Raw genomic sequence first — 25,294 nt, forward strand, 5'->3', positions numbered from 1 at the left:
TTCGCTCAGCTCGTCGCCGCGTTGATCTGCGCGGTGTCGATGGTTCCTTCTTCCATGCCCCACCGCTGCGCGATGCGCGCGTAGACGCCGGAGTCGATGAGGTGCTGCATCGCCTGCTGCAGCACGGGTCCGAGGGGCGAGCCCTTCGCGACGACGAAGCCGTAGGGGGCGGCGTCGAACACGGCTCCGGCGGTTTCGAGCCGGCCGTCGCTACGGGCGATTGCGTACGCGGTGATCGGCGAGTCGGCCGAGAGGGCGTCGACCCGGCCGAGGATGAGGGCGTTGGTGGCCTCGTCCTGGCTGTCGTACTTGACCTTGTCGATCGGCGGTTTGCCGGCGGCGACGCACGCCTCGCTCTTGGCGGGCACCTCGTCGATGTCCTCGTAGGTGGTGGTCTGCACCGCGACCCGCAACCCGCAGGCGTTGTCGGGGTCGACGTCGTCGCCGACGCGCTGGGCCCATTGCACGCCGGCGCTGTAGTAGGTGACGAAGTCGACGGACTGTTCGCGTTCCTCGGTGTCGGTGAACGACGACGAACCCATGTCGAACGTGCCGGCCTGGACTGCGGGGATGATGCGGTCGAAGTCGGATTCGCTGAACACCGGACGGACGCCGAGGACGTCGCCGAGGGCGTCGACGAGTTCGACCGCGAAACCGACGATGCGCCCGTCGTCGTCCTTGAACTCGTTCGGGGCGTACGGCACGTTGACGCCCACCTTCAGCTCGCCGGTCGCCGCGACGGGCGCCGGCAGCTGGTCGGCGATCGCCTCGACCCGTTCGGCGCCGACCGGTTCGCCGGGCGGCACGGTCGACTCGGTGTTGACGACGCAGCCGGACAGGACCGCGGCCGTCAGCAACGTCCCGAGCAGCCCCGCGACGAGGCGTCGGCGGCCGGTCGGTCCGGTAGGTGCTGGTTCGTCCACAACCGCACAGTATCCATCGGCGGGCCCGGATTACGGAATCCGCCCCGGACGGCCCTCGGTGTCGACGGCCGCACCTGCCTACCGGTCGCCGGCGGCGACCGGTACGTAGTTGCCGACGTCGGCGACGACGCCGAGCTCGAGCCGGAACGCGGGCGGGTCGAACCCCCGACGTGCGTGGCTCTCCTGCAGGGCCGCCCGGGCCCGCTGCAGTGCCGAGTGGTCCGCCCAGCGCACCACGGTGACGATGTTGTATTCGCTCGGGCCGGAGCACAGTTCGACGACGTCGTCGCCGTGGAACCCGGGCTGGGTACGCAGCTCGCGGTGCGTCTCGTGGACCGCGGCGAGGAAGGTCTCCCGTGCGGCCGCGGGCACGGAGAACTTGTCGATGCGCAGGATCTCGGTCGTCATGGCGGCCACGGTAGGACCTCGAGCCGACTCGAGGTCAAGAGCTACGAGCTCAGCGGCGACGAGTGCGGGCGACGACGGCCTCGGTGAATTCGGCGGTCGAAGCGAGGCCGCCGAGATCCGCGGTAGCCACGCCCGCCTCGACGGTCGCGTCGACGGCGTGCTCGATCCGGCGGGCCGCGGCGACGAATTCCGGCAGGTCGTGGGCGGTGCCGAGCCGGTCGAGGAGCATCGCGGCGGACAGGATCAGTGCCGTGGGATTGGCGCGGTTGCGGCCGGCGATGTCCGGGGCGGCGCCGTGTGCGGCCTGCGCCATGGCCTGGGTGTCGGATGCGTTGATCGACGCCGCGGTGCCGAGCGAGCCGGACAGTTCGCCCGCGAGGTCGGAGAGGATGTCGCCGAACATGTTCTCGGTGACGACGACGTCGTAATCGGCACCGTGGCGGACGAGGTGGGCGGCCATGGCGTCGACGTGCTCGTCGTCCACCGTCACCGACGGATACTGTGCGCCGATCTCGCGGCAGACATCCCGGAACAGGCCGGTGGTCAGGGACAGGACGTTGGCCTTGTGCACGATCGTGACGCGGCGGCGGCGGCGGGTGGCGAGCCGGAAGGCCGTGTGGGCGATGCGTTCGCAGGCCGCCCGGGTGACGACGCCGACGGCGAGCGCGACGTCGGGGGTGGGCATGAATTCGCCGCTGCCGACGACCATGTTGCGGTCCGCGTAGAGCCCTTCGGTGTTCTCCCGGACGATGACGAGATTCATGCGCGGGGACACGGCGCGGACACCGGGCAGGGCGCGGGCGGGACGGATGTTGGCGTACAGATCGAACCGCTTGCGGATCTGCCCGCCCGGGGTGAGCTGCGCGCGGAACGGGTCGGGATAGGCGGCGCTGTCGTGCGGTCCGAGGATCCACGAGTTCAGGCCCGCGAGTGCGTCGAGGGTGGATTCGGGGGTGGGTGTGCCGTGGGTGGCGATCGCATCGGCGCCGAGCGGCAGCGGCACCCAGTCGATCTCCGGGCCGTGCACGGCGGCGACGGCGGCGTCGACCACCCGGCGGGCGGCCGGGACGATCTCGTGACCGATCCCGTCTCCTTCGAGAAGTCCGATACGGTGCGGGGCGGGGATTGCGACGGCGTCGGTCATGCGGCAATCATTACCCACCATGGTGCAGTCGGTGGAACTGCTCCTCGACGACCGTCTGGATCAGGCGGTTCGCGAGGAATGGTCGCGGTTGCTGGACGTGGGACTGTCCAGTCAGGCCCGCAATCGGTCCGAGTCGAACCGCCCGCACATCACGCTCGCGGTCGCCGCGTCGATTCCGCCGGGCGTGGAAGGGGCGATGCGGGAGCAGATCACGGGCGAGCCGTTGCCGGTGCGGCTCGGGGGGATGGTGCTGTTCGGCTCGCGTACCGCGACGGTGGCGCGGCTGGTGGTGCCCACGGCCGAACTGCTCGAGCTGCAACGGATGGTGTTCGCGCTGATCGACGGTTGTCCGGGTGTCCCGGCGCACATCCGGCCCGGCGAGTGGACCCCGCACGTGACCCTGGCCCGCCGGGTGCCGCCCGGCCGGCTCGGATCGGCGCTGACGGCGACCCGAGCGGGCACCCGGGAGCTGACGGGCGTGTCGGCCGGCATCCGGCGGTGGGACGGCGAGGCGCGACGCGAGTGGCGGGTGGTGTGACGCCGCGCCGCCGCGGCCCGGTGCCGGGTCAGACGCGGTAGTCGCCGAACTGGGTTTCCTCGCGGTGGGTATCGGGCGTCCGGCCGGCCAGCGCCAGGGCGTCGAGCACCACGAGCACGACGAGGACGAACAGGAGGACGGTCATGGTCTCAGCCTGGTCCGCGGACCGACCCGCCGACAGCGGCAGAAACGACACGTATCGTCGATTTCCGGCCAACCTGGTGGCAGACTGGGCGGCATGCTGACGACGGTGGTCGTGCCGCTGCTGCCCCGCACCGAGGCCTTCGAACTCGGCGTCGCCTGCGAGGTGTTCGGCTTCGACCGATCCGACGACGGGCTACCCGTATACGACTTCAGCCTCGTCGCCGGCAGTCCCCGCCCGGTCACGACCCGGTTCGGGTACACGATCGACGTCCCCTACGATCTCGATCGCCTCGACGACGCGGATCTGATCGTGATTCCCGCCGGCGGCACCGGAATCGCCGACCTGGACGAGTCGTTCGTGTGCGGCGTCGCCGACGAGATCGCCGACCTGCAGCCGCTGTTCGCCAAGCTGCGGGCGGCGGTGGACCGTGGCACGCGGGTCGCGAGCCTGTGCACGGGAGCGTTCGTGCTGGGCGCCGCCGGCCTGCTCGACGATCGCCGCTGCACCACCCACTGGCGCCACGCCCCGCGGCTGGCCGAACGCTTCCCGTCCGCGAAGGTCGATCCGGACGTGCTCTACGTCGACGACGACCCGGTGTTCACCAGTGCCGGCACCGCCGCCGGAATCGACCTGTGCCTGCACATCGTCCGCAAGGAACAGGGCTCCGACGTGGCCAACGGCATCGCGCGCCGGATGGTGGTCCCGCCGCACCGCGACGGCGGGCAGGCCCAGTACGTCGCCATGCCGCTGCCCACGGCACCCGCCGAGACACTCGCACCCCTGCTCGACTGGATGACCGAGCACCTCGACGAGGATCTGCCCGTGGCGGCGCTCGCCGCGAAGGCACACATGTCCGCGCGGACCTTCGCGCGGCGGTTCCTGGCCGAGACCGGGACGACGCCCGCCCGCTGGCTGCGCGATCAACGGGTTCTCGCGGCCCAACGGTTGCTCGAGACCACCGACCTGCCGGTCGACGTCATCGCCGACCGCGTCGGCTTCGGGACAGCCGCGGTCCTGCGGCAGCACTTCCTGCGCCTGCGCCGCACCACCCCGCACAGCTACCGTCGCACCTTCCGCACCGAACCCGCCCGCGTGCGGTGACCCGCCGGGTGCCCACGAACGCCCTCGGAGTCGGCGCAGCAGTTATCGACGGGGGTATCCCCGGGACGAACGGGTACCCGCGGGAAGAATCGATCGCGACACGACGTTGACGCGATCAGTACCCGACCGAAAGGATCCCCGTGGCCACCCAGACTCTCACCCAGCAGAACTTCGACGACATCATCACCGGTAACGACGTGGTTCTCGTCGACTTCTGGGCATCGTGGTGCGGGCCGTGCCGCTCCTTCGCCCCCACCTTCGAGTCGTCGTCGGAGAAGCACCCGGATGTCGTGCACGCCAAGGTGGACACCGAGGCCGAACAGGGCATCGCGGCGGCGGCGAACATCCGGTCCATCCCGACGATCATGGCGTTCCGCGAAGGCGTCCTCGTGTTCAACCAGGCCGGCGCCCTGCCCCCGGCCGCACTCGAGGACCTCGTGACCCAGGTCAAGGCCCTCGACATGGACGAGGTGCGCCGCCAGATCGCCGAACAGAACCAGACGCAGGGCTGAGCGACCCCCGGGTGCGCACGTCCCGCCGCGACAGGGCGACGGGACGTGCGCACCCCTGTGTCGGGATCAGTGCGCGGCGGCGTCCCAGCTGCGCCCGAAGCCGACCGAGACGTCCAGCGGAACCGACAGGTCGATGACCGAGGCCATCTTGTCCCGCACCAGCTGCTGCACCTGTTCGCGCTCGTCGGCGGTCACCTCGAGCACCAGTTCGTCGTGCACCTGCAGGAGCATGCGCGAGCGCAACCCGGCCCCGCGCAGCGCCGTCTGCACGTCGATCATCGCGACCTTGATGATGTCGGCGGCGGTGCCCTGGATCGGGGCATTGAGCGCGGCCCGCTCGGCGACCTCCCGGCGCTGACGGTTGTCGCTGTTCAGGTCCGGCAGGTAGCGGCGGCGCCCGTAGAGGGTCGAGGTGTAGCCGTCCTTGCGGGCCTGTTCGACGACGGCGTGCAGGTAGTCGCGCACGCCGCCGAAGCGGTTGAAGTACGCCTCCATCTGCTCGCGGGCCTCGTCGGTGGAGATCTTCAGCTGCTGCGCCAGCCCGTACGCGCTGAGCCCGTAGGCCAGGCCGTACGACATCGCCTTGACCCGCCGCCGCAGTTCGGGGGTGACCTCCTCGATCGGCACCCCGAAGGCCCGGGAGCCGACGAAACTGTGCAGGTCCTCGCCGGTGTTGAAGGCCTCGATCAGCCCCTCGTCCCCGGAGAGGTGGGCCATGATCCGCATCTCGATCTGGCTGTAGTCCGCGGTGAGCAGCAGGTCATAGCCGGGGCCCACGACGAACGCGTCGCGGATGTGCCGGCCCGCCTCCGTGCGCACCGGGATGTTCTGCAGATTCGGCTCGGTCGAGGAGAGCCGGCCTGTGGCCGCCACGGTCTGGTTGAAGGTGGTGTGGATGCGGCCGTCGTCGGCGATAGATTTGATCAGACCGTCGACCGTGGTCTTCATCTTCATCGCTTCCCGGTGGGCGAGCAGATGTTCGAGGAACGGGTGCCCGGTCTGCTCGAACAGGTTCTGCAGCGCCTCGGCGTCGGTGGTGTAGCCGGTCTTGGTCTTCTTCGTCTTCGGCATGTCCAGCTCGTCGAACAGCACCACCTGCAGCTGCTTCGGTGAGCCGAGGTTGATCTGTTTGCCGATCACGTCGTAGGCGGCCGACGCGGCGGCGGCGACGTCCGCGACGAAGCCGGACTGCAGGTCCTCCAGCCGTTCGGCCTCGACCGCGATGCCGGTCGTCTCGAGGTCAGCGAGCACCCCCAGCAGGGGCAGTTCCATGTCGGTCAGCAGGGCGGTGGATTCGATCCCTTCGAGCTCGGTGTCCAGGGCCGCGGCAAGGTCCACCACCGCCCGGGCCCGCAGAATCGCCGACTCGGCGGCCTTCGCGTCCGCGGCGTCGGCGTCGTCGAGCAGCGAGAGCTGCTGCTCCCCCGACTCCTCGACCCGCAGTTCCCGCTTGAGGTAGCGCAGGGACAGGTCGTCGAGATTGAAGCTGCGCTGACCGGGACGCACCAGGTAGGCCGCGAGGGCGGTGTCGCTGGTGACCCCGGCCAACGTCCAGCCGCGGCCGCGCAGTGCGTGCAGGGCGGCCTTCGCCTCGTGCAGCGCCTTGGGCACCGCCGCGTCGGCCAGCCAGCCGGTCAGCGCCGACTCGTCCTCGGGCGTGAGGGTCGTGGTGTCCACGTACGCCCCCTCGCCGTCGGCCGCGGCGATCGCCACGGCCGTGGCGTCACCGCCGTACGGAACGCAGGACCCGAGCACGGTGATCCCGTGCCGCGCACCCGGCCCGGCATGCTCGGCCAGCCACCCGGTGAGCGCACCCGGCTCGAGCACGCCGCCGCGCACCTCGAAGCCCTCCTCGGCCTCGGGTTCGACCGAGCTGAGCGTCGCGAACAGCCGGTCGCGCAGGACCTTGAACTCGAGGTCGTCGAACAGCCGGTGGATGCGGTCGCGGTCCCAGGGTGCCAGCGCCAGCTGGTCGGGGGTGTAGGGCAGGGTCATGTCCCGCACCATCTCGGTGAGCTGACGGTTGAGCAGCACGCTCGACAGGTGCGCCCGCAGGGCGTCGCCGGTCTTTCCGCGAACCTCGTCGACGCGGTCGACGAGGTCGGTGAGGCTCCCGAACTCGCGGATCCATTTGGCGGCGGTCTTCTCCCCCACGCCCGGGATCGACGGCAGGTTGTCGCTCGGATCCCCGCGCAGCGCCGCGAAGTCGGGGTACTGCTGCGGGGTCAGCCCGTACTTCTCCTCCACCGCTGCCGGCGTGAACCGGGTCAGGTCCGACACTCCGCGCCGGGGATACAGGACGGTGACGTCGTCGGTGACCAGTTGCAGGGAGTCCCGGTCGCCGGTGACGACGAGCACCCGATACCCCTGGGCCGTGGCCTGCGTGGCCAGGGTCGCGATGATGTCGTCGGCCTCGAAACCGGCCTCGGCCATCACTGGGATACCCAGGGCCTCGAGCACGTCCTTGGTGATGTCGATCTGACCGCGGAACTCGTCGGGCGCGGAGCTGCGGTTGGCCTTGTACTCGGGATACGCCGTCGCCCGGAACGTGTCGCGGTTGACGTCGAACGCGGCGGCGACGTGGGTGGGTTGCTCGTCGCGCAGCAGGTTGATGAGCATGGAGGTGAACCCGTACACCGCATTGGTGGTCTGCCCGCTGTGGGTCTTGAAGTTCTCCGCCGGCAGTGCGTAGTACGCGCGGAACGCCAGGGAATGCCCGTCGAGCAGCAATAGGGTCGGTCGGTCGCCACCGGAGGCGGCGGGGGCGGAGGAGGTCGATGCGCGAGTCACGGTTCCTCAGTCTAGGGACCGGCTCGGACAACACGGTCCCCTCCGCGACTGTGTGCCGAGCACAGCACACCCCCGGCACTTTGGGCCCAACGACCGGTGGAATCCCCTGGGGATCGCCCTACCGTGGAGGAAGCGTCGCTGATCCCCGATCGCCGACACCGCTCACCACGCGGATCTGTCGCTTCGCGACCGGTACGCCACCGGCCTCCCTGCGGCACTCGCCCGCGCCGAAAGGACCGCGATATGCATTCCGCACCCGCACCCGTCGACGGGTATGCGGGAACGCACGGACCACTCTCAGCCGTCGGCCCGCGCCGGCGCCGGTACACCGCCTCCCCTTCCCGGGGTCCGGCCCAGTGCATTCCCGCCCAGGACCTTCCGACCGAAGGACGTCGTCCCGTCGACACCGCCGCCCGGCCGCTGATGCTCGAGCGGTGCCGGGAGTGCACCACCGCGCTCGCGCCGTTGACCAGGTCCTGCTCACGGTGCGGCAGCACCCGCCTCGAGGCGGTGCCCGCTACCGGGCTCGGCTCCGTCGTGTCGTCGCGGGTCGTGCACCGCGCCCCTAACGGACCCCAGTCCGACCCGGTGCCCTGCACCATCGCGATCGTGGCCCTCGACGAGGGCCCCTGGGTCTACACGTCCATCGACGGTGCGCTGCCGGAGCACCCGGACGGTCCGATCCGCGTGGAATTCCGGCCCACTCCGCCCGGTGAGAGGTTTCCCGTGTTCACCGTGCGGGACGCATGAATCGGAAGCAGGTGAGCACGATGCCGGCACTATCGAATACGGGGCTCCTGGGATCGACTCTGGCCACCCTGGCGGCAGGTGCCGGGCTGTATGCGGTGCGCACCGCAAGTATGCCCGCGCACGAGAGCTACGGCGACGAGGACTTCGACGCGATGCTCGCGCTGCCCGAGCACACCGTCCGCACCGAGGACGGCGTCGCACTCGCGGTCCGGCTCAGCGGACCCGCGGATCCGTCCGTCACCGTCGTGTTCGTCCACGGTTACTGCATGCGCATGCAGTCCTGGCACCTGCAGATGCGCCACATCGCGCGGCACTGGGGCAAGGACATCCGAGTAGTGTTCTACGATCAGCGCGGCCACGGGGAATCCGCCATGGCCGACGCCGCATCCTGCACCATCGCCCAACTCGGTCGGGATCTGGGCACGGTCATCGACACGGTCGCCCCCACCGGCCCGGTGGTCGTGGTCGGGCACTCGATGGGCGGGATGACGACCATCGCGCTGGCCGCGCAGCGCCCGGAACTGTTCGACGAACGCATCGTCGGCGTCGGACTGCTCGCCACCACCGCAGCCGGCCTGACCAAAACCGGCATCGGCCGCAACCTCGAGAACCCGGTGATCGACGGATTCCGGCACCTGGCCCGCACCGCGCCGGGCTTCGTGCAGTACGCCCGCGGTGCCGCCAAGGCGATCATCGCGCCGATTCTGCGTGCCGCGTCCTACGGGACCGTGGTCAGCCCGAAGCTGGTGGAGTTCTCCGACCGGATGTTGGCGGAAACCTCGGTGCTGACCATCGTGAACTTCCTGCGCACCCTGGAACTGCACGACGAGTCCGTGGCACTGCCGGTGCTGGGACGGGTGCCCGCCCTCGTGCTGTGCGGGGACGCCGACATGATCATCCCGTTCTCCGGCTCCGAGGAACTCGCGGCGGCCCTCCCAGACGTCGAGCTCAAGCGGGTCCGCGGCGCCGGCCACCTGGTGCAACTCGAATTCCCCGAGGTCGTCGCCGGGGCCCTCGACCGGCTGATGCACCGCGCGTGGGCGCACCATCGAGCCGGACGGACTGCGGCAGGATAACGCTCGCGCCGAGCGTCAGTCCGCGCCCGTCTCACGAGTGCGGGACGCGCTGATCGGAGGCGGAGCAGAGCACGGCCGGTCCCAGCCAGTGACACAGCGCCAGCGCATTCTCGGGGTCGAGGCGGCGCACGTGCACTTTGCGCCCGAGCTTGTCCTCCGCCTTGTGAATCCGATACGCCACCGAATTCTTGTGCATGTTCAATGCGGTCACGGTCGCGGTGTAGCTGCTTCCCGTCGACAGGAACACGCGCACGGTGTCCCGGCACTGCGCGGCAGCGGGGTCGTCGGCCGCCAACGCGCCGAGCACCTCGTGCACCCACTCGCGGGTCGCATCGAGGTTCTCGCACATCAGGGCCACCGCACCCACGTCCTTGATGGGAACGACGCGGGGACCGGGGATCCCCGCCGCGAGCGCCACGATTTGGGCCTGCACGGCCTGCCGGTGCGTCCGGACGAAGCCCTCGATACCTGCCTGCAGGGCACCGGTGGCCACCGTGACCGGCCGTTCCCAGCCCGCGACCGTCTCGGTGAGCAGCGGCAGATCGAGCTCGGCGCCGGCCGGGAACGGAAGCCACCCCCCAGACGGTGTGCTCGTCGCGGGGCTCGAACAGCGGCGCGGCGCTGCAGCCGAGCCGATCGGCGAGCCTGGCCGTACACCGCTCGAGATAGCGAACATCGTCGCTCGCGGGGGCGTCGTCGATCCAGAAAACCAGGCCCAGGTGGTCATGGTCGAGCCGTTAACCGAGGGCGCTCTCCGCAACAGCTTGATCGCACGGGCGTCCGGCCAGAATATCCCCGAGCCGCGCCGAACGCGCAGCGCCGCGATTGAACAGCCACGTCTCGCGCTCGGCGTCGTAGGCCTCGAGCATCTCCTGAAATACCCGCTCGGAGCGGGCGGCCAGCTTCGTCATGACCACCAGCGTGGTCCGCGCGACGATCGAGGCGCCCGCATCCGACACTTCCAGCCGCTCGAGACACCACCGAAGTACGACGTCGTCCACCAGGTTGGAACCCGTCACCACTGCGATGATCGGAAGGTTGCGCTGGGCCAACAGCCTGACGTACTCCACGCTGAGGGGAGTTGCCGACAGTTGATCGGGCGCGATGTCGTGCGCGAGCATCTGCACGGTCGCGCCGATGCCGGCCTCGACCACGGCGGTCAGCATCCGCCCGAGGCCGGGATCCCATTTCGGCGTCTCGCTCCTGGCGGCGAGGCGTGCCACGATCTCCTGCGTGATCGCCGCCCGGTTCTCGTCGATGTCGGCGGCGACGGCCGCGACCCGGGCGCGCACGGCCGTGTCGAGATCCGCCGTCGGATCCCACTTGCCGACGCCCGGCTCCCGGGCGCTCACCCCGTACATCCCTGGTGGGCCCACACTCGCGCACGGCCTGCCCCCGGGGGCCCCCGCCCCGGCGGACGAACAGGACACGCACGTCATCTCCGCGAGTCTAGTTCGACATGCCCTCGGTTCAGGCCGACACGATGCACGCCCGCTCCCCCTGCCACTGGCGAGGACTCGATACAGTTATCTATGGCTAGTAGATTATTGCGTGTCGCGGCGCTGCCGCGCACAGGATGGAGCTGCACCCATGACCACTGTCCCCTTGCTCGTCGACGCCGCCTGGCTCGCTACCCACCGCTCCGACGAGAACATTCGAATCTACGACGTGAGCATTGCGCACGGGCAGACCGATTCGGGGAAATCGTTCACCCGCTCCGGACGCGAGTCGTATGAGGCTGAGCATGTCCCCGGTGCCGCGCACGCCGACGTACTCGGTGACCTCGCCGTCGCCGACTCGCCGTACGCCTTCACGATCCTCGACCACGACACCTTCGCCCGACGCGCGGGCGCTCTCGGTATCGGAGCCGACAGTCACGTCGTGCTGTACGACCAGGGCGGAAATCTGTGGGCGACGCGATTGTGGTGGAATCTTCGACTCGAAGGATTCGACCGGCTGTCGGTCCTCGACGGTGGGCTCGGTGCGTGGAAGGCTGCCGGGTTCGAGACCGAAAAGGACTCGAGCAACAGCTACCCGGCCGCCACTTTCGTCGGTGAACGGCGGCCCGAACTGCTCGCCACAAAGGAGAGCGTCCTCGCCGGGATCGGCAATCCCAACGGTGTCCTGGTGAATTCGTTGGAGCCGGAGACGTTCCGGGGCGATGTCGACACCTATGGGTACGGCCGTCCGGGTCGGATTCCCGACAGCGTCAACGTCTTCTTCGGCGATCTGGTCACCGAGGACGGCCGCGTGCGCGGACTCGACTTCGTGCGGCCGCTCTTCGCCGAGGCCGGTGCCCTCGACGAGGACAAGTCGGTGGTGACCTACTGCGGCGGCGGCATCGCGGCGACCTTCCTGGCTTTTCAGCTGGCCCGGTTGGGTCGAGACGACGTCGCGGTATACGACGGGTCGATGAACGAGTGGGTGTCCGACGAGTCGTTGCCGCTCGAGATCGGCTGATCCGGACACGACGCAAGACGGCAGTGGGGTGGATCTTGGGAGGGGGCCATCCCACCGCCGTCCACGGCATCGTGCCGAGTGCGGATGAGTGACGCTCCGGGGTCACGGTGAATGTCTCGGACCCGGACCGTCGAGGATCCGATGCCGAGGTCCGTGCCCCGGCGGGACGAAACGGAACAGATACGCCACGGAAATCGCAGAGCGCCGTGGAATGCGGTTGCAGCCGCTAAAGTCCGGTTCCACGACGCCGGTGCCCCGGCGGCGCGCACGACGACCCCGACGTGATCCGGAGGACCTGCGTGGCCCCATCCGTGCCGCTCCGGGGGCGACCGCCGATACCTCGGCTCGCCCCGACGCTCCTGCTCCTGCTCGTCGCACTCGCGCTCGCCGGTGTCGGAGCCGGGGCGGCCTCCGCGCAGGAACCCACCCCACCCCCGGCGCCGACCACCACCGCGCCGCAGCCGAGCGAGGAGGTGCGGGTCAGCGGCAGTCTCAACAACGCCGGGCAGCGCCTCGGCGGGGTCACGGTCCGGGCCCGCGACGCCGCGGGCGCCGAGGTCGCCCGGGCCACCTCGGCGCCCGACGGGCGCTGGCAGATGACCGTACCCCCCGGCACCTACACGTTCGAGGTGGACGAGCAGTCCCTTCCCGAGGGGGTGAGCGTGCAGGCCGCCGTGCAGCGCGACGTCGCCGCCGGCCGGGCGAACACGGTCATCTTCTCGTTCGGCGAGTCGCGGTCCGGGTTCGCCACCTCGGGGTGGGAGACGCTGATCCGCACCGTCGTCGACGGACTGCGGTTCGGCCTCGTGATCGCGATCGCCGGGGTCGGGCTGAGCCTGATCTTCGGAACCACCGGCCTGACGAACTTCGCGCACGGCGAACTCGTGACCCTCGGCGCGGTGGCCGCGTGGATCTTCAACGTCAGCCTGGGTATCCAGTTGATCCCCGCGACGCTGCTCGCGATCGTGGTGGGCATCGTCATCGGCCTGCTCAACAACGGGCTGATCTGGGCGCCCCTGCGGCGCCGGCGCACCGGCCTCATCGCACAGCTGGTCGTGTCCATCGGCCTGGCGATCTCGTTGCGCTACCTGATCCTCGCGCTGTTCTCCGACCGGGCCGAGGCGTTCGCCGACTATCAGGGCCAGCGCCAGCTGGAATGGGGTCCGATCGCGATCACCCCGGTGAACCTGGCCTGCATCGTGGTCAGCCTCGTCGTGCTGGTCGGGGTGGCCCTGCTCATCCAGCGCACCCGCATCGGCAAGGCGATGCGGGCGGTGGCCGACAACCGGGATCTGGCGGCCGCCTCCGGCATCGACGTCGAACGCGTCGTCCGGTTCGTGTGGGCCCTCGGCGGTGGGCTGGCCGCCCTGGGCGGCGTGCTCTTCGGCCTGTCCGAGCTCGGGGGCCGCGTGCAGTGGGAGATGGGCTTCAAGCTGCTGCTGCTGATGTTCGCCGGGATCACCCTCGGCGGCCTCGGCACGGCGTACGGGGCGTTGCTCGGCTGCGTCATCGTGGGCCTGCTGGTGCAGTTGTCGACGCTGGTCATCAACCCCGACCTGAAGTACATCGGCGGCCTGCTCGTGCTGATCCTCATCCTCGTCGTCCGGCCCCAGGGCATCCTGGGCAGCCGGGCAAGGGTCGGGTGACCGCCGTGGACATCGCTGCCGTTCTCCAGGTTTCCTTCGCCCAGTTGATCGGGCCGTCGGCGATCTTCTACGCGCTGCTGGCCATCGGGCTGAACCTGCACTTCGGGTACGCCGGACTGCTCAACTTCGGCCAGATCGGGTTCGCCCTGCTCGGCGGGTACGGCGTCGGGATCATGACCGTCACCTACGACCAGCCGCTGTGGCTGGGCATCCTCGTGGGCCTGGCCGCCTCGGCCCTGCTGGCCCTGGTGCTGGGCATCCCCACGCTGCGGCTGCGCGCCGACTACCTCGCCATCGTCACCATCGCCGCCTCCGAGATCCTGCGGCTGGTGTTCCGGTCCACCGCCTCGGATCCGGTGACCGGCTCGACCAACGGCCTGTTCGGGTTCGCCGGGCCGTTCACGCAGCTCAGCCCGTTCGACTCCGGGCGGCAGTACTCGCTGCTCGGGATGCGGTTCTACGGCGACGACCTGTGGGCGATGGTCGTGGGCTGGACCCTGGTGCTGATGCTGTGCGGGCTGGTGTATCTGCTCAGCCACAGCCCGTGGGGCCGGGTCCTCAAGGCCGTCCGCGAGGACGAGGACGCCGCCCGATCACTCGGCAAGAACGTGTTCGTGTACAAGATGCAGGCGCTGGTGCTCGGCGGCATGATCGGCGGGCTCGGCGGCGTCTTCAACGCGCTGCAGACCAAGTCGATCAACCCCGACTTCTACTCCACCGCGCAGACGTTCTTCGCCTTCGGCGCCCTGATCCTCGGTGGCGCCGCCACCGTGTTCGGTCCCGTGCTCGGCGCGATGCTGTTCTGGTTCCTGCTCACCGTTCCCGATGCCCTGCTACGCCAGTCCATCTCGGGCCCGGACCCGCTGCTGGCCCTGTCCGAGCAGCAGGTCGGGGCGATGCGCTACATCCTCCTCGGTGTGCTCATCGCAGTCATGATGGTGTTCCGGCCCCAGGGCATCCTCGGCAACAAGCGGGAGGTGCAGCTCGATGCCTGACGCGACCCTCTCCGCGGCGCAGCGCTCCGCGCTGTTCGACTCCGTGGCACGCGAGCCCGGCGCGGCCAAACCGGATCCGATCCTCGTGGTGGACGGGCTCTCCCGCACGTTCGGCGGCCTCAGAGCGGTCGACGTGGCGCACCTCGAGATTCAGCGGGGGTGCATCACCGGGCTGATCGGGCCGAACGGCGCCGGCAAGACCACGCTGTTCAATCTGCTCACCGGCTTCGACCGCCCCGACACGGGGACCTGGAGCATGGACGGGATGCCGCTCGGCGGCCTGCACCCGCACCAACTGGCGCGCCGCGGGATCGTGCGGACGTTCCAGCTGACCAAGGCGCTGTCGAAGATGACGGTGCTCGACAACGTGCGGCTCGGCGCGACGGGCCAGCGCGGGGAACGGATGCTCGGTGCGCTGCTGCCGTGGATGTGGCACCGGCAGGAACGCGCCGTCACCGAGCGGGCTCGTGAACTGCTGGCGCGGTTCGCCCTGGACGCGAAGGCCGACGACCTGGCCGGCTCCCTGTCCGGCGGGCAGCGCAAGCTCCTCGAGATGGCGCGGGCCCTGATGACCGAACCGACGGTGGTGATGCTCGACGAGCCGATGGCCGGGGTCAATCCCGCGCTGACGCAGAGCCTCCTCGGGCACATCAAGGCCCTGCGCGACGACGGGATGACCGTCGTGTTCGTCGAACACGACATGGACGTCATCCGCGACATCTCCGACTGGGTGGTGGTGATGGCCCAGGGCTCGGTGATCGCCGAGGCCCCGCCGGACCAGCTGTCCTCGAGTCCGGCCGTCGTCGACGCCTACCTGGGCAGCCACCACGACCAGGCGCTCGAGTTCGACGACGAGGGCAACCCCGTCGGCGCCACGGCCGCGCTCGCCGTGGCGATCGAGGAGGCCGAGGCCCACACCCTCGAGTCCGGCGGCGACCTGTCCGAACCGAGCGCCACCGTCCTCGCCGACATGCCCGGCGCGGCCGGGCAGCCCGAGACCGGTAACGAGCCTCCGATGCAGGAGAAGCCGTGAGCGAGACGCCCTCCCCCAGCCCGGCACAGATGACCGCGGCCGAGCGCGCGGCCACTCCCGAGGAGCACGCCCGTCTCGCCGAGGGGGCGCTGGTGCGCGCCGACGACATCGTCGCCGGGTACTTCCCCGGTGTCGACATCCTGCGCGGCTGCAACTTCTTCCTCCGCGACGGCGAGATCGTCGGCATCATCGGACCCAACGGCGCCGGCAAGTCGACCCTGCTCAAGGCGCTGTTCGGGTTGATCCCGGTGCGCCGCGGCACGGTGACGCTGCGCGGCGACGACATCACCGCCGCGCCCGCGCACGTACTGGTGCGCAAGGGTCTCGGCTACGTGCCGCAGACCCGTAACGTGTTCCCGTCACTGACCATCGAGGAGAACCTCGAGATGGGAATCTACTTGCGGCCCAAGAAGTTCGAGGAACGTTTCGCGTTCGTCGCGGAGCTGTTCCCGCTCCTCGGTGAGCGCCGCAAGGTCAAGGCCGGTGCCCTGTCCGGTGGTGAGCGGCAGATGGTGGCGATGGGCCGGGCGCTGATGATGGATCCGTCCGTGCTGCTGCTCGACGAGCCGTCGGCGGGCCTGTCGCCGATGTTCCAGGACGAGGTGTTCATCCGCTGCAAGAAGATCAACGCCGCGGGGGTGTCGATCATCATGGTCGAGCAGAACGCGCGACGGTGCCTGCAGATCTGCGACCGCGGCTACGTGCTCGACCAGGGCCGCAACGCGTACACCGACACCGGGCCGAATCTCATGCACGACCCGAAGGTCGTCGAGCTGTACCTCGGGACGCTCGCGGGCAGCCAGGAGAAGAAGCGCGACTGACGGGTGGACGACGGACGGGGCCGGGAACCGATCGGTTCCCGGCCCCGTCCGCGGGGCCCTCGCTAGCTACTCACCGACCACGATGTAGTCCTCGGTGGTGAGCCTGTTGTCCGGCCCGAACACCAGGTGCCCGTAGGACCCGATGCCGGGCTCGCCGGCGTCGGTGAAGTTGAGCCGGCCGGTGACACCGTCGTAGTCGATGTCCTGGCCCCCGCGCAGCAGATCCAGGCACTGCTGGTAGCTGGTGCACGTCGTGCCGTCCTTGGTGACGCTGTTGATGTTCGCGGCGATGTCCACCCCGGCGGTGGAGCCGGCCTGTTCCGCGGCGAGCGCCGAGATCACCACGGCGTCGTACGATTCGCCGGCATAGTTGAAGTCGATCAGCGCGGGATCGATGGCCTTGAGTCGATTCTGGAAGTCCGGGCCGACGTCCGTGAGCGGAGTGGTGCCGCGCATCGTGTCGACCAGCCCGGGCGCGACGGCCTCACCGAGGGCGTTGCCCATGTTTCCGTCCACGCCGTAGACGAGCATGCCGTCGGACGGCCCGATACCCACCTCGTGCATGCGGGTGAGGATCTTCGCGGACTCCTCGAACCCGATGATCGCCACGGCGTCGGGGCCGAAGTTCTTGATCTGGTCGACCTCGGCGTTGAACGACTGCGCGTTGGGGTCGTAGATGATCTTCTGGACCTGGTCCTCCGGCACGCCGGCCTCGACGAGGTTGTTCTGGGTGTTGGTGGCCAGGCCGGTGCCGTACGGGTCGTTGAGCGCGATGATCGACACCCGCTGGGCACCGTCGTCCGAGATCAGCTGCGCCAGGGCCTGCGCCTGCAGCACGTCGGTGGGGGCGGTGCGGAAGTACAGCCCCTTGTCGGGATAGCAGACGAACTGGTCGGAGGTGTTCGCCGGCGAGAACATCACCACCCCGGCGCTGGCGATCTTGTCGAGCACCTTCAGCGACACCGACGACGAGGCCGCCCCCACGATCACCTGCGTTCCCGCCGCGAGTTCCCGGTCCACCGTGGAGTTCGCGGTGTCGGTCGTGGTGTCGCCCGAGTCGCCGGTGATCAGCTCCACCGGCTGGCTCAGCACACCGCCGGCGGCGTTCACGTCGTCCACCGCGAGCCGCACCGCCGCCACCTCCGGGGGCCCGAGGAAGGCGAGGCTGCCGGTCTCGGGAAGCAGGGTGCCGATCTTCAGCGGGGTCGTCACCGGCGTGGCACCGGCGGTCGCCTGCGCGGGTTCGCAGTCGGTGGTCACGGTCGTCGCGGACGCCGCGCTGTCACCGGAACCGCCCGCGGCGGAATCGTCGCTGTCCGAGCTACAACCCGCGAGGGCGAGAGACGCTGCTCCGAACACCGCAGCGGCGCGGACGAAGGTCCGTCTGGCCATCCAACTCTCCTTCGATCGGCATGCACACCGTCCCGGATGCGTCACCGGGACGTGGCCAGAAACCTATCCGCCCCGCGCCGTCCGTGAACCCGGGCGAAATCCTTGTGACGCGACCGTTATCGAAGAATTAACGCCGGTGTGACGGGGAGCTCCGTCATCCCGCCGCAGCACCACCCAGCGTCTCGATGACCACCTCGGCGACGTGCTTCATCGTGGTGCGCCGATCCATTGCCGCCCGCTGGATCCAGCGGAACGCCTCCGGCTCCGTCATCGCATGCTTGTCCATGAGCAGGCCCTTGGCTCGGTCGACGAGCTTGCGGGTCTCGAACCGCTCGGTCAGCCCCGCCACCTCGCGCTCGAGTTCACGGATCTCCGCGAACCGGCTCGCCGCCACTTCGATGGCCGGAACGAGATCGGACTTGGAGAACGGCTTGACGAGATACGCCATGGCGCCGGCGTCCCGGGCACGTTCGACAAGTTCGCGCTGACTGAACGCCGTGAGGATGACCACAGGCGCGATGCGGCGGGCGGCGATCTCCGAAGCGGCGTCGATGCCGTCGCGCCGGGGCATCTTCACGTCCATGATGACCAGGTCGGGCTTCAGCTCCTCCGCCAGCTCGACCGCCCGCTGCCCGTCGCCGGCCTCACCGACGACCTCGTAGCCTTCCTCGCGGAGCATCTCCACCAGATCGAGCCTGATCAGCGCCTCGTCCTCGGCCACTACGACGCGCCGCGGCTGAGCGGGATTCTCGTGCGGGGCGGCTGTCATGGTCGGCCATCTCCTGTCGCTCGGGCGGCCCCCGCGGAGGGGGTGGAACGTTAGAAGGGTACCGGTGGTCGACGGCAGTTACCGATCTTCTACAGTGGTCTCCGCACGACGCCCCCGTATCCCAATTGGCAGAGGAAACGGATTCAAAACCCGTACAGTGTCAGTTCGAGTCTGACCGGGGGCACCCACAGTGCGCCGCCTCATCGGAGCGGCGCCCCGAGCGACCCGCGGGCCCCCACCCCGTCGCCCTCTCGACCGGTGCGCCGCGCCGACGTCCGGGACCGCTGGTAAGGTGCCGATTTCGGTTGCGCCGGCCGGTGTTCCGGTCGGGACCACCGCCGACCGTTCCCAGGCCCTGCGGAACGCGGATCGAGATTGGAGAAGGCATGGGACGCGCCCTTCCCGTCGTGGCGGCCTGCGCGGCTGCGCTGCTCGCCCCGGCTCCGGGGGCGGCCGCGCACGTGCCGGACGATCGGATCGTGCTGCGCCCGGGCGACGGCATCACCTTCACCGCCGCCGATCCCGCGCCGGGTTGGTGCTCGGTCGCCGCGGTCGGCCACGACCGCGCAGGACGGCTCGTCGCCATCACCGCCGGCCACTGCCGGCAGACCGGCTCGGCCGCCGTGTGGAAGGCCGGCGAGCAGAGCCGCGGGCCTGTCGGCACCGAGACCTCCGTCCACAGCCCCGGGTCGGTGGACTGGCTCGGAATGCCGACCGACGCGGTGCCGGACTATGCGGTGCTCCAGCTCGACGAGACGAGGGTACGCGGCTCGAACACCTCGGCGCCGGACGCCGACGGCGAGGTCGTGGTGCTCGAGTCGATCGGCTCGCTGCCGGACGGCGACCAGGACATCGGCAGGCACTGCGCGGCCGGGCACACGACCGGGATCGCGTGCGGGCCCGCCCCGCTCGTCGACACGCTGGACGTCGCCGGCACCCGCGACGTGCTGGTGAACCCGAACTCGGTCAACTCGTGGCTCGTGATGCAGCAGGGCGACTCCGGCGGCCCGCTGGCCCGCACCGACACCCACGAGTGGCTCGGCCTCGCAGTCGGATACCGGCCGAACGACGTGCGCTTCGCGGTGTACCAGCGGGCCGACCGGATCATCGAGGACCTGGACGCCCGGGGCGGCATCGGCGCGGGATTCACGCTCGTGTGCACCCCGTGACGAGTCAGGTCGTCGCCTCCGCGGACGTCGTCGCCGTGCCTGCGCCGGCGGCGGTCGGCGTCCCGGGGCGGTGCGTCGCGGCCGCGGCACCGCGGTGGTTGTGCTCGGTGACCACCACCTGGCCCGCGGCGATGGCCACCGCCACCGGCCACTCGATCAGATCCAGCGCTACCAGCGCCGCCAGCCCGGCGAAGTAGGCGAGCTGGTCGGGCCGTGGGATCCCGACTCGGCCGACGAGGGGCAGGTGCACGGCGAAGCGTTCGGCGTCGCGGGCGAGCCGCGCCATCGTTCGGTGGGATTCCCAGAAGGACTGTTCGTCGGCCATTCTTTCCTCGCTCGTCAACTTCGGTTCACCTGACGTCCCTACCGTCGGGGGCATGTCGAACCCGATGGCCGCCGTGGGCCCGGATGCGGTGGTCGGCGCCGTGGTCCGGCTGCTCACTCCCCCGCTGTGCGAGCTGTACGCCGTGTTGATGCGCGCCGGCGTGGTGGTCGTGGTCGACGACTGACACCACCGGCCGAACTAGCTCGTCGCCACGGGGGGAGTCTTCCGTGCCGGCTGCGCCGTCGGTGCGAGCGCGGTGACCGCCCCGGGGGCGGCGGCGGTCGCGCCGGGACGCACCGGGCCGGGGCGGGGCGCGAGGAGCCGGACGGCGAGCGCGCCTCCGCCGACGGCGACGACGACCGGCCATTCCACGAGCCCGGTGAGCCCGAGCGCCGCAAGGGTCAGCGCCGCCGCCGGGGTGGAGCCGGAGCCGCTGCTCACACCGGAGCGGGCGCCGTCGAGCGCACCGCGCACGCTGCCGACGAGCCCGCCGACAGCGGCGCCGCCGACGGCTCCCGCGGCGCTGGTGGTGGCGTACGCGGTGCGGGTGACCAGGTGGCCGGTGGTGTCCAGTAGCTGCATGGCACGTCCTGCTCTGCTTTCGGTCGCCAGCGTGCGCGGGGTCTCGGCGGGACGGTGGCGCGAGGGTCTGCGGCGAGCTCGGCGCCTCGAGGAGCCGTCGTTCCCGGGGCACGGCGGCCGTGACGGTCGGACTCGCCCCTACTGTAGTCCCGATGTCGGCGAGAGCCGAGCGGTCGGCGCCGACGTTTTCCCGGAAGCGCCACCGGCATCCCGGGACTCGAGCACCGATGCCACCACCTCCCCGATCGCCGGCAGCCGGAGCGCGGCGGTCGGTGCGACGGCGGCGGCCACGGTGGCCGCCGCAGCGCACCCGAGTGCCTGCGTCCATCCGACCGGACCGACCGGCACGCAGCCCAGCAGCCCGCTGACCCCCGGCGTGCTGATCAGTGCGGCCATGGCGGCGAGCGAGCCGAGGACGGTGGCGACGACGAGGGGGCTGCGGGACTCGAGCAGTGTCTGCCCGAGCTGAGCGCCGACGAGCGCGACGAGCGCCACGGTCGACGCGCGCGGGTTCGAGCCCGTGACCCTGGCCATCGCCCACGCCGCGGTGGCCGCGGCCGCGGTCGTGGCGCCGCGGGCGGCCATGGCGTGCAGCAGCACGGACTCGTCGGGCCGGGGCGCGGGGCCGGAGCCGTCGGTGCGGGGGGTGCTGACGGCGAGGGCCGCCGCGGGCAGCGCGTCGGTGAGCATGTTCACCAGCAGCAACTGGCGGGCATTGAGCGGGGAGCGGCCGGTGATGAGGCTACCGAGCAGCGCGAAGGCGACCTCGCCCGCGTTGCCGCCGAGCAGGACCGACACGGCGGCCTGGACCCGCTGCCACAGCACGCGGCCCTCGTCGAGCGCGTCGAGCAGGCCCGCGACGCGGCCCTCGAGCAGCACGACGTCGGCCGCGCCGCGCGCGGGGTCGCTGCCGCGGGAGGCCACGCCGATGCCGACGCTCGCGGCCCGGATCGCGGCGGCGTCGTTGGCGCCGTCACCGACCATGGCGCACACGTGTCCGGTGTGCTCGAGGGCCTGCACGATCTGCACCTTGTGCTCGGGGGACATCCGGGCGAAGACGAGGCGCTCCTCCACGGCTCGTTCCCGTTCGGTGTGCGAGAGTCCGTCCCATTCGGCACCGCTGAGCACCTGATCCGCCGTGACGGGCAGGCCCAGTTCGCCGGCGATCGCGACGGCGGTCACCGGATGGTCGCCGGTGACGAGCCGGACGGCGACGCCCTGCTCGAGCAGCGCGGGCAGCAGTCCGGCCGCGTCGGCCCGCGGCGTGTCGGACAGCCCGATGAGGCCGACGTGCCGCAGCCCGTTTCCGGACAGCTCCGCGAGGGCGTCGGGATCGTCTGCCGCCCCAGCGGTTTCGGCATCGGTCAGGTCGCGCTGTCCCACGGCGATGACCCGCAGTCCGTCGGCGGCCAGGGCGTGCACCCGCTCGCGGACGTCGGGATGGTCGTCGCCGTAGGCGCCGAGCATCATCTCCGGCGCGCCCTTGACCGCGAGGTGGTTTCCGGCGATCGCAGCCGCGTAGGCCCGGCCGGACCGGAACGGCAGGTGGGCCGTCCGTTCGGCGGCCCGGTCCGCGACGGCGGCGGCGTGCGCGGACTCGACGATCGCGACGTCGGTGGCGTGCTCGGGTGGTCCCCCGTTTGCCGGAATGCCGGTGCGGGCGGCGCAGGCCAGCACGTCCTCCCGGGTGAAGCCGGGGGCGGGTTCGACCGCCGCGACCCGTAGGCGGTTCTCGCTGAGTGTGCCCGTCTTGTCGAAGCAGACGACGTCGACCCGGCTGAGGGCCTCGATCGAGCGGGGCGCCCGCACGAGGGTCGAGTGCTTGGCGAGCCGGCGGGCGGACGCGACCTGCGCGAGGGTGGCCACGAGCGTCAGCCCTTCCGGCACGGCCGCGACGGTGACCGCGACCCCGCTGGTCACCGCCGCGCGGACCCCGGTGCCGCGGAGCAGGCCCAGCGCGGCGACGAGGACGCCGCCGCCGAGGCTGACGGGCAGCGCCCGGCGGGTGAGGGTGCTCAGCCGTGCCTGCAGGCCCACCTCCCGGACCCGCGCGGGCGCCATCGCGGTGGCGCGACGGGTCTCGGTGGCCCCGCCCACCGCCGTCACGACCGTCACCGCGGTGCCGGTGAGCACGGTGGTGCCCGCGTAGAGCATGCAGGCGCGTTCGGCCAGCGGGGCCCCCGGCGTCGAGTCGCTCTGCTTGACGACCGGGAGCGACTCGCCGGTCAGTGCCGACTCGTCGACCTCGACCCCGTCGGCGTGGAGGATGCGCCCGTCCGCGGGCACGACCTCGCCGGGACGGACCTCGACGACGTGCCCGGGACGCAGCCGGGCCGCGGGGACTCCGACGTATCGCCTGCCGCCGCGTGGTCCGGCGACGCGGCGCGCGGGCGGATCCTGCACCGCCAGAAGCTTTTTCAGAAGTCGTTCGGCGCGCAGGCGCTGGGCGGCCGAGATCGCGGCGTTGAGCAGCAACACCGATCCCACGAGCACGGCGTCGAGCGGCGAACCGAGCACCGCACTCGCCGCGGAACCGGTGGCGAGGACGGGGGTCAGCGGGTCGGACAGCTCGGTGCGTACCGCACGGGTGAAGTCGACGGCGGAGCCGACCGGGCGGGTGCCGACCCGCCGCACCACCCGCACCGCCCGCGTGCGGGTCCGCACCCGCCAGCCGGAATCCTCCGCGGGCAAGAACAACTCGTCCGGCGACGGCGCGGGGAGGAGCGCGCACACCTCGGCCACCGACAGCGCATGCCAGTCGTGGGCCGAACGCGGCGGCGGCAGCGGCGCGGCGAGCGCGATGCGGGCCGCCGACGTTCCGGCCCACAGCCCGGCCGCGGCACCGGCGGTGACCGATTCCGGACCGGTGCCCGGCACACCGGGCAACATGAGCAGCGCTCCGAGGGCGGAGGCGTCGCGGGCGATCTCCACGCCGCGCCGGCTCGCGGTCCGGGCGGCCGGGAGCGCGTGCAGGATCCGCCACGCACCGGTGAGGTCGCGGACCATCAGGTCCGCCGGCCAGGGCGGCCGGCTGCCGTCGCGCAGGACACCGATGCCCACGTCGGCCAGGGCGAGGGCGTGCGCCGCCTCGGCGGTGAGGACCACGACGGTGCCGCCGCCGCGCTGCAACCTCTCGACGATGCCGAGCAGTGCGGCGTCCATCGACTCGACGAGAGGTTCGAGGCGATCGAATCCGTTCCGCAGGGAGCCCGCCCCCTCGTCCTCGACGGAGACCACGACGATCCCGGCGCGCCGGGCGGCGGCGAGCACGGCGGACGCGTAGCGGTCGTGGACGGGACCGATCAGCACCCGCGCGTCGGCGGGAAGGTGCCCGGGCACGTCCGGCACGGCGGAAACGGGGTGCCAGCCGGGGGTCAGGACGCCGCGTTCGACCGCCGTCCGCGCCCGGTCCCACACCACGCTGCGGTCGCGGTCGGGCACGCCGTTCAGGCGCGTCACCGCGAGCCCGGGGGTGTACAGGGCGCGGGGGTCGACGACGATCGCGTCGACCCGGTCGAGGCGGCGCAGCACGGCCGGTCGCAGGGTCAGCACGCCGCGGGCGGCGAGCCCGCGCGCGAGGGTGGCGGCGAAGGATTCCCGCGCGGTGCGGGTGGCCTTGGGGACGGCGACGAGCGCCGCGGAACCGGCGGTGGTGGGTCGGCCGGTCAGGAGCCCGGCCGCCGCCGCGCCGGCGAGGCCGGCCCAGCCGGCACGGTCGGTGTAGCGCTCGACCGGACCGGCCGGGGGTTCGGTGGGACGGACCGGCCGGCGCGGGCAGCGGGCCGTGGCCGCGTGGGGGGCGAGGTCCGGTTCGAAGTCGCGCCAGGCGCGCCGCATCGCCAATGTCTCGCCCACGAGGACGGTCCGGGTGGCGGCCTCGACGGCGGAGGAGGCAGGCGAGAGGGTCAGGGTGTGCAGCACGGAGGTCCCGGCGGCCAGCAGCAGGTCGGCCCTGCCGGGGCCGAGCGCGGACTCGACGAGAGCGCGGATCCGCGGGTGGTAGTCCGACACGAGGACCGGAGCGGCTGCGCCGCCGTGCAGGCGCGGCAGGCGCAGGTAGCGCCCCGCCGCGGTCAGCGCCAGTCCGGTGCCGGCGGTCGCCGCGGACACGCCCCGCCGGACGAGCAGGACGTCGTCGCCCGGCAGCTCGTGCGGAACACCGCGGGGTGCGGTTGCGGCGCCCTCCGCTTCGGCGTGTTCGACGAGGCGCCGGAGCGTGCCGGCCGTCGGTCCGGCCGGGTCCGTGGACACCACGAGACGGCACCAGGGGCGGTGCAGTTCGGCTGTGGCCACGCCCGGTGTGTCCCGGATCGCGGCGAGCACCCGGTCGCCGAGCGCCTCCCCGTCCGGGCCGTCGAGGCCGCGGACCTCGATCCACGTTCGGGCACCGTTCGCTGCGCAGCGCCGGGCGGGGCGGCCGCCGGCCGCCTCCCGGGCGACGTCCGCGACGAGCTGGACAACGGCCACGGGGGCGGGGGCCGCGGCGGCGGTGACGGGGGCGCGCAGCAGGGCCGCCCCCACGCCGGCCGCCGTGGCGGCGCCGACGATCGCGGTGTCGAGGGCGACGCCGGCACCGGCGGCCGCCACCCGCACGCCGGCCCGCAGGGCGGATCCGGGAAGGGCCACGAGGGTGGCGACCGAACCGCGCGGACGCCGCCGGTAGGAAGTGCTGTGGTGCATGGTGTCCTCCTCGGCTGCCGCACGAGCATCCCGGC

At 71.4% G+C, this 25,294-nt stretch carries 23 protein-coding genes and 1 tRNA gene; 13 read left to right on the top strand and 11 right to left on the bottom strand.

The window, feature by feature from the left end:
- Positions 1–5: 5 nt before the first annotated feature.
- From ISO16_RS04330 to ISO16_RS04340, 3 genes are all read right to left on the bottom strand, one after another.
- The gene (locus ISO16_RS04330) at positions 6–869 is read right to left on the bottom strand and encodes an ABC transporter substrate-binding protein (protein ID WP_050036368.1); all 864 of its coding nucleotides are present in this window, start codon (positions 867–869) and stop codon (positions 6–8) included.
- A 132-nt stretch (positions 870–1,001) separates the two neighbouring features.
- Positions 1,002–1,331 (bottom strand): antibiotic biosynthesis monooxygenase family protein, encoded by a 330-nt coding sequence (locus ISO16_RS04335; protein ID WP_072635410.1) that lies wholly within the window; start codon positions 1,329–1,331, stop codon positions 1,002–1,004.
- Positions 1,332–1,380: 49 nt separating this feature from the next.
- Entirely contained in the window at positions 1,381–2,475 is a 1,095-nt protein-coding gene (locus ISO16_RS04340) for an isocitrate/isopropylmalate dehydrogenase family protein (protein ID WP_072635363.1), read from the bottom strand.
- Between the two features lie 19 nt (positions 2,476–2,494).
- On the opposite strand from ISO16_RS04340, the gene ISO16_RS04345 reads away from it, so the two are divergent.
- The 3 genes from ISO16_RS04345 (at position 2,495) to trxA (ending at position 4,771) form a co-directional block, all read left to right on the top strand.
- Positions 2,495–3,013, top strand: a complete 519-nt coding sequence (locus ISO16_RS04345) for a 2'-5' RNA ligase family protein (RefSeq protein ID WP_029544002.1) — start codon at positions 2,495–2,497, stop codon at positions 3,011–3,013.
- Positions 3,014–3,251: 238 nt separating this feature from the next.
- Positions 3,252–4,259, top strand: coding sequence for a GlxA family transcriptional regulator (locus tag ISO16_RS04350; RefSeq protein ID WP_072635364.1), 1,008 nt, complete (start codon positions 3,252–3,254; stop codon positions 4,257–4,259).
- A 140-nt stretch (positions 4,260–4,399) separates the two neighbouring features.
- Positions 4,400–4,771: a thioredoxin gene (gene trxA / locus ISO16_RS04355; RefSeq protein ID WP_072635365.1), complete on the top strand. Its 372-nt coding sequence runs from the start codon at positions 4,400–4,402 to the stop codon at positions 4,769–4,771.
- Between the two features lie 66 nt (positions 4,772–4,837).
- On the opposite strand, the gene polA is transcribed toward trxA, so the two are convergent.
- Positions 4,838–7,561, bottom strand: coding sequence for a DNA polymerase I (polA, locus tag ISO16_RS04360; RefSeq protein ID WP_072635366.1), 2,724 nt, complete (start codon positions 7,559–7,561; stop codon positions 4,838–4,840).
- 243 nt (positions 7,562–7,804) lie between these two features.
- On the opposite strand from polA, the gene ISO16_RS28600 reads away from it, so the two are divergent.
- Both ISO16_RS28600 and ISO16_RS04370 read left to right on the top strand, forming a co-directional pair.
- A complete protein-coding gene (locus ISO16_RS28600) occupies positions 7,805–8,311 on the top strand; it encodes a Zn-ribbon domain-containing OB-fold protein (protein WP_230304474.1) in 507 nt (168 codons plus the stop codon).
- Positions 8,312–8,331: 20 nt separating this feature from the next.
- Positions 8,332–9,387 carry an alpha/beta fold hydrolase gene (locus ISO16_RS04370; protein WP_072635411.1) on the top strand — a complete coding sequence of 352 codons (1,056 nt, stop codon included), beginning with the start codon at positions 8,332–8,334 and terminating at the stop codon, positions 9,385–9,387.
- Positions 9,388–9,418: 31 nt separating this feature from the next.
- Here ISO16_RS04370 and ISO16_RS04375 read toward each other — a convergent pair whose 3' ends face one another.
- Both ISO16_RS04375 and ISO16_RS04380 read right to left on the bottom strand, forming a co-directional pair.
- Positions 9,419–10,114, bottom strand: coding sequence for a helix-turn-helix domain-containing protein (locus tag ISO16_RS04375; protein ID WP_083662527.1), 696 nt, complete (start codon positions 10,112–10,114; stop codon positions 9,419–9,421).
- Positions 10,115–10,124: 10 nt separating this feature from the next.
- Entirely contained in the window at positions 10,125–10,739 is a 615-nt protein-coding gene (locus tag ISO16_RS04380; RefSeq protein ID WP_139311011.1) for a hypothetical protein, read from the bottom strand.
- Positions 10,740–10,977: 238 nt separating this feature from the next.
- On the opposite strand from ISO16_RS04380, the gene ISO16_RS04385 reads away from it, so the two are divergent.
- The 5 genes from ISO16_RS04385 to ISO16_RS04405 all read left to right on the top strand — a co-directional run bounded on the left by ISO16_RS04385 (position 10,978) and on the right by ISO16_RS04405 (position 16,342).
- Positions 10,978–11,847, top strand: coding sequence for a sulfurtransferase (locus tag ISO16_RS04385; RefSeq protein WP_072635370.1), 870 nt, complete (start codon positions 10,978–10,980; stop codon positions 11,845–11,847).
- Positions 11,848–12,206: 359 nt separating this feature from the next.
- On the top strand, positions 12,207–13,493 hold the full coding sequence (locus ISO16_RS04390) for a branched-chain amino acid ABC transporter permease (RefSeq protein ID WP_206530975.1): 1,287 nt from the start codon (positions 12,207–12,209) through the stop codon (positions 13,491–13,493).
- A gap of 5 nt (positions 13,494–13,498) precedes the next feature.
- Complete coding sequence (locus tag ISO16_RS04395; RefSeq protein ID WP_006941132.1) at positions 13,499–14,488, top strand: branched-chain amino acid ABC transporter permease; 990 nt, start codon at positions 13,499–13,501, stop codon at positions 14,486–14,488.
- The gene (locus ISO16_RS04400; RefSeq protein ID WP_072635371.1) at positions 14,481–15,521 is read left to right on the top strand and encodes an ABC transporter ATP-binding protein; all 1,041 of its coding nucleotides are present in this window, start codon (positions 14,481–14,483) and stop codon (positions 15,519–15,521) included. The genes ISO16_RS04395 and ISO16_RS04400 overlap by 8 nt, the downstream gene beginning before the upstream one ends.
- A 29-nt stretch (positions 15,522–15,550) precedes the next feature.
- Positions 15,551–16,342 (top strand): ABC transporter ATP-binding protein, encoded by a 792-nt coding sequence (locus ISO16_RS04405; protein ID WP_050036369.1) that lies wholly within the window; start codon positions 15,551–15,553, stop codon positions 16,340–16,342.
- 66 nt (positions 16,343–16,408) lie between these two features.
- On the opposite strand, the gene ISO16_RS04410 is transcribed toward ISO16_RS04405, so the two are convergent.
- Positions 16,409–17,734 carry an ABC transporter substrate-binding protein gene (locus ISO16_RS04410; RefSeq protein ID WP_029544011.1) on the bottom strand — a complete coding sequence of 442 codons (1,326 nt, stop codon included), beginning with the start codon at positions 17,732–17,734 and terminating at the stop codon, positions 16,409–16,411.
- Between the two features lie 154 nt (positions 17,735–17,888).
- The gene (locus ISO16_RS04415; RefSeq protein ID WP_006941125.1) at positions 17,889–18,503 is read right to left on the bottom strand and encodes an ANTAR domain-containing response regulator; all 615 of its coding nucleotides are present in this window, start codon (positions 18,501–18,503) and stop codon (positions 17,889–17,891) included.
- A gap of 110 nt (positions 18,504–18,613) precedes the next feature.
- On the opposite strand from ISO16_RS04415, the gene ISO16_RS04420 reads away from it, so the two are divergent.
- Both ISO16_RS04420 and ISO16_RS04425 read left to right on the top strand, forming a co-directional pair.
- Positions 18,614–18,687 (top strand) — tRNA-Leu (locus ISO16_RS04420).
- Between the two features lie 202 nt (positions 18,688–18,889).
- Positions 18,890–19,672 (top strand): serine protease, encoded by a 783-nt coding sequence (locus tag ISO16_RS04425; protein WP_072635372.1) that lies wholly within the window; start codon positions 18,890–18,892, stop codon positions 19,670–19,672.
- Positions 19,673–19,676: 4 nt separating this feature from the next.
- On the opposite strand, the gene ISO16_RS04430 is transcribed toward ISO16_RS04425, so the two are convergent.
- The gene (locus ISO16_RS04430) at positions 19,677–19,997 is read right to left on the bottom strand and encodes a hypothetical protein (protein WP_065922516.1); all 321 of its coding nucleotides are present in this window, start codon (positions 19,995–19,997) and stop codon (positions 19,677–19,679) included.
- A gap of 52 nt (positions 19,998–20,049) precedes the next feature.
- On the opposite strand from ISO16_RS04430, the gene ISO16_RS28890 reads away from it, so the two are divergent.
- Positions 20,050–20,181 carry a hypothetical protein gene (locus ISO16_RS28890; protein WP_256997108.1) on the top strand — a complete coding sequence of 44 codons (132 nt, stop codon included), beginning with the start codon at positions 20,050–20,052 and terminating at the stop codon, positions 20,179–20,181.
- A 14-nt stretch (positions 20,182–20,195) separates the two neighbouring features.
- Here ISO16_RS28890 and ISO16_RS04435 read toward each other — a convergent pair whose 3' ends face one another.
- Positions 20,196–20,579, bottom strand: a complete 384-nt coding sequence (locus tag ISO16_RS04435; protein ID WP_083662528.1) for a hypothetical protein — start codon at positions 20,577–20,579, stop codon at positions 20,196–20,198.
- Between the two features lie 138 nt (positions 20,580–20,717).
- Positions 20,718–25,259 carry a cation-translocating P-type ATPase gene (locus ISO16_RS04440; RefSeq protein ID WP_230304475.1) on the bottom strand — a complete coding sequence of 1,514 codons (4,542 nt, stop codon included), beginning with the start codon at positions 25,257–25,259 and terminating at the stop codon, positions 20,718–20,720.
- Between the last annotated feature and the right edge of the window lie 35 nt (positions 25,260–25,294).

Origin of the sequence: Rhodococcus sp. M8, from assembly GCF_015654185.1 — a bacterium.
GTDB classification, from domain to species: domain Bacteria; phylum Actinomycetota; class Actinomycetes; order Mycobacteriales; family Mycobacteriaceae; genus Rhodococcus; species Rhodococcus aetherivorans.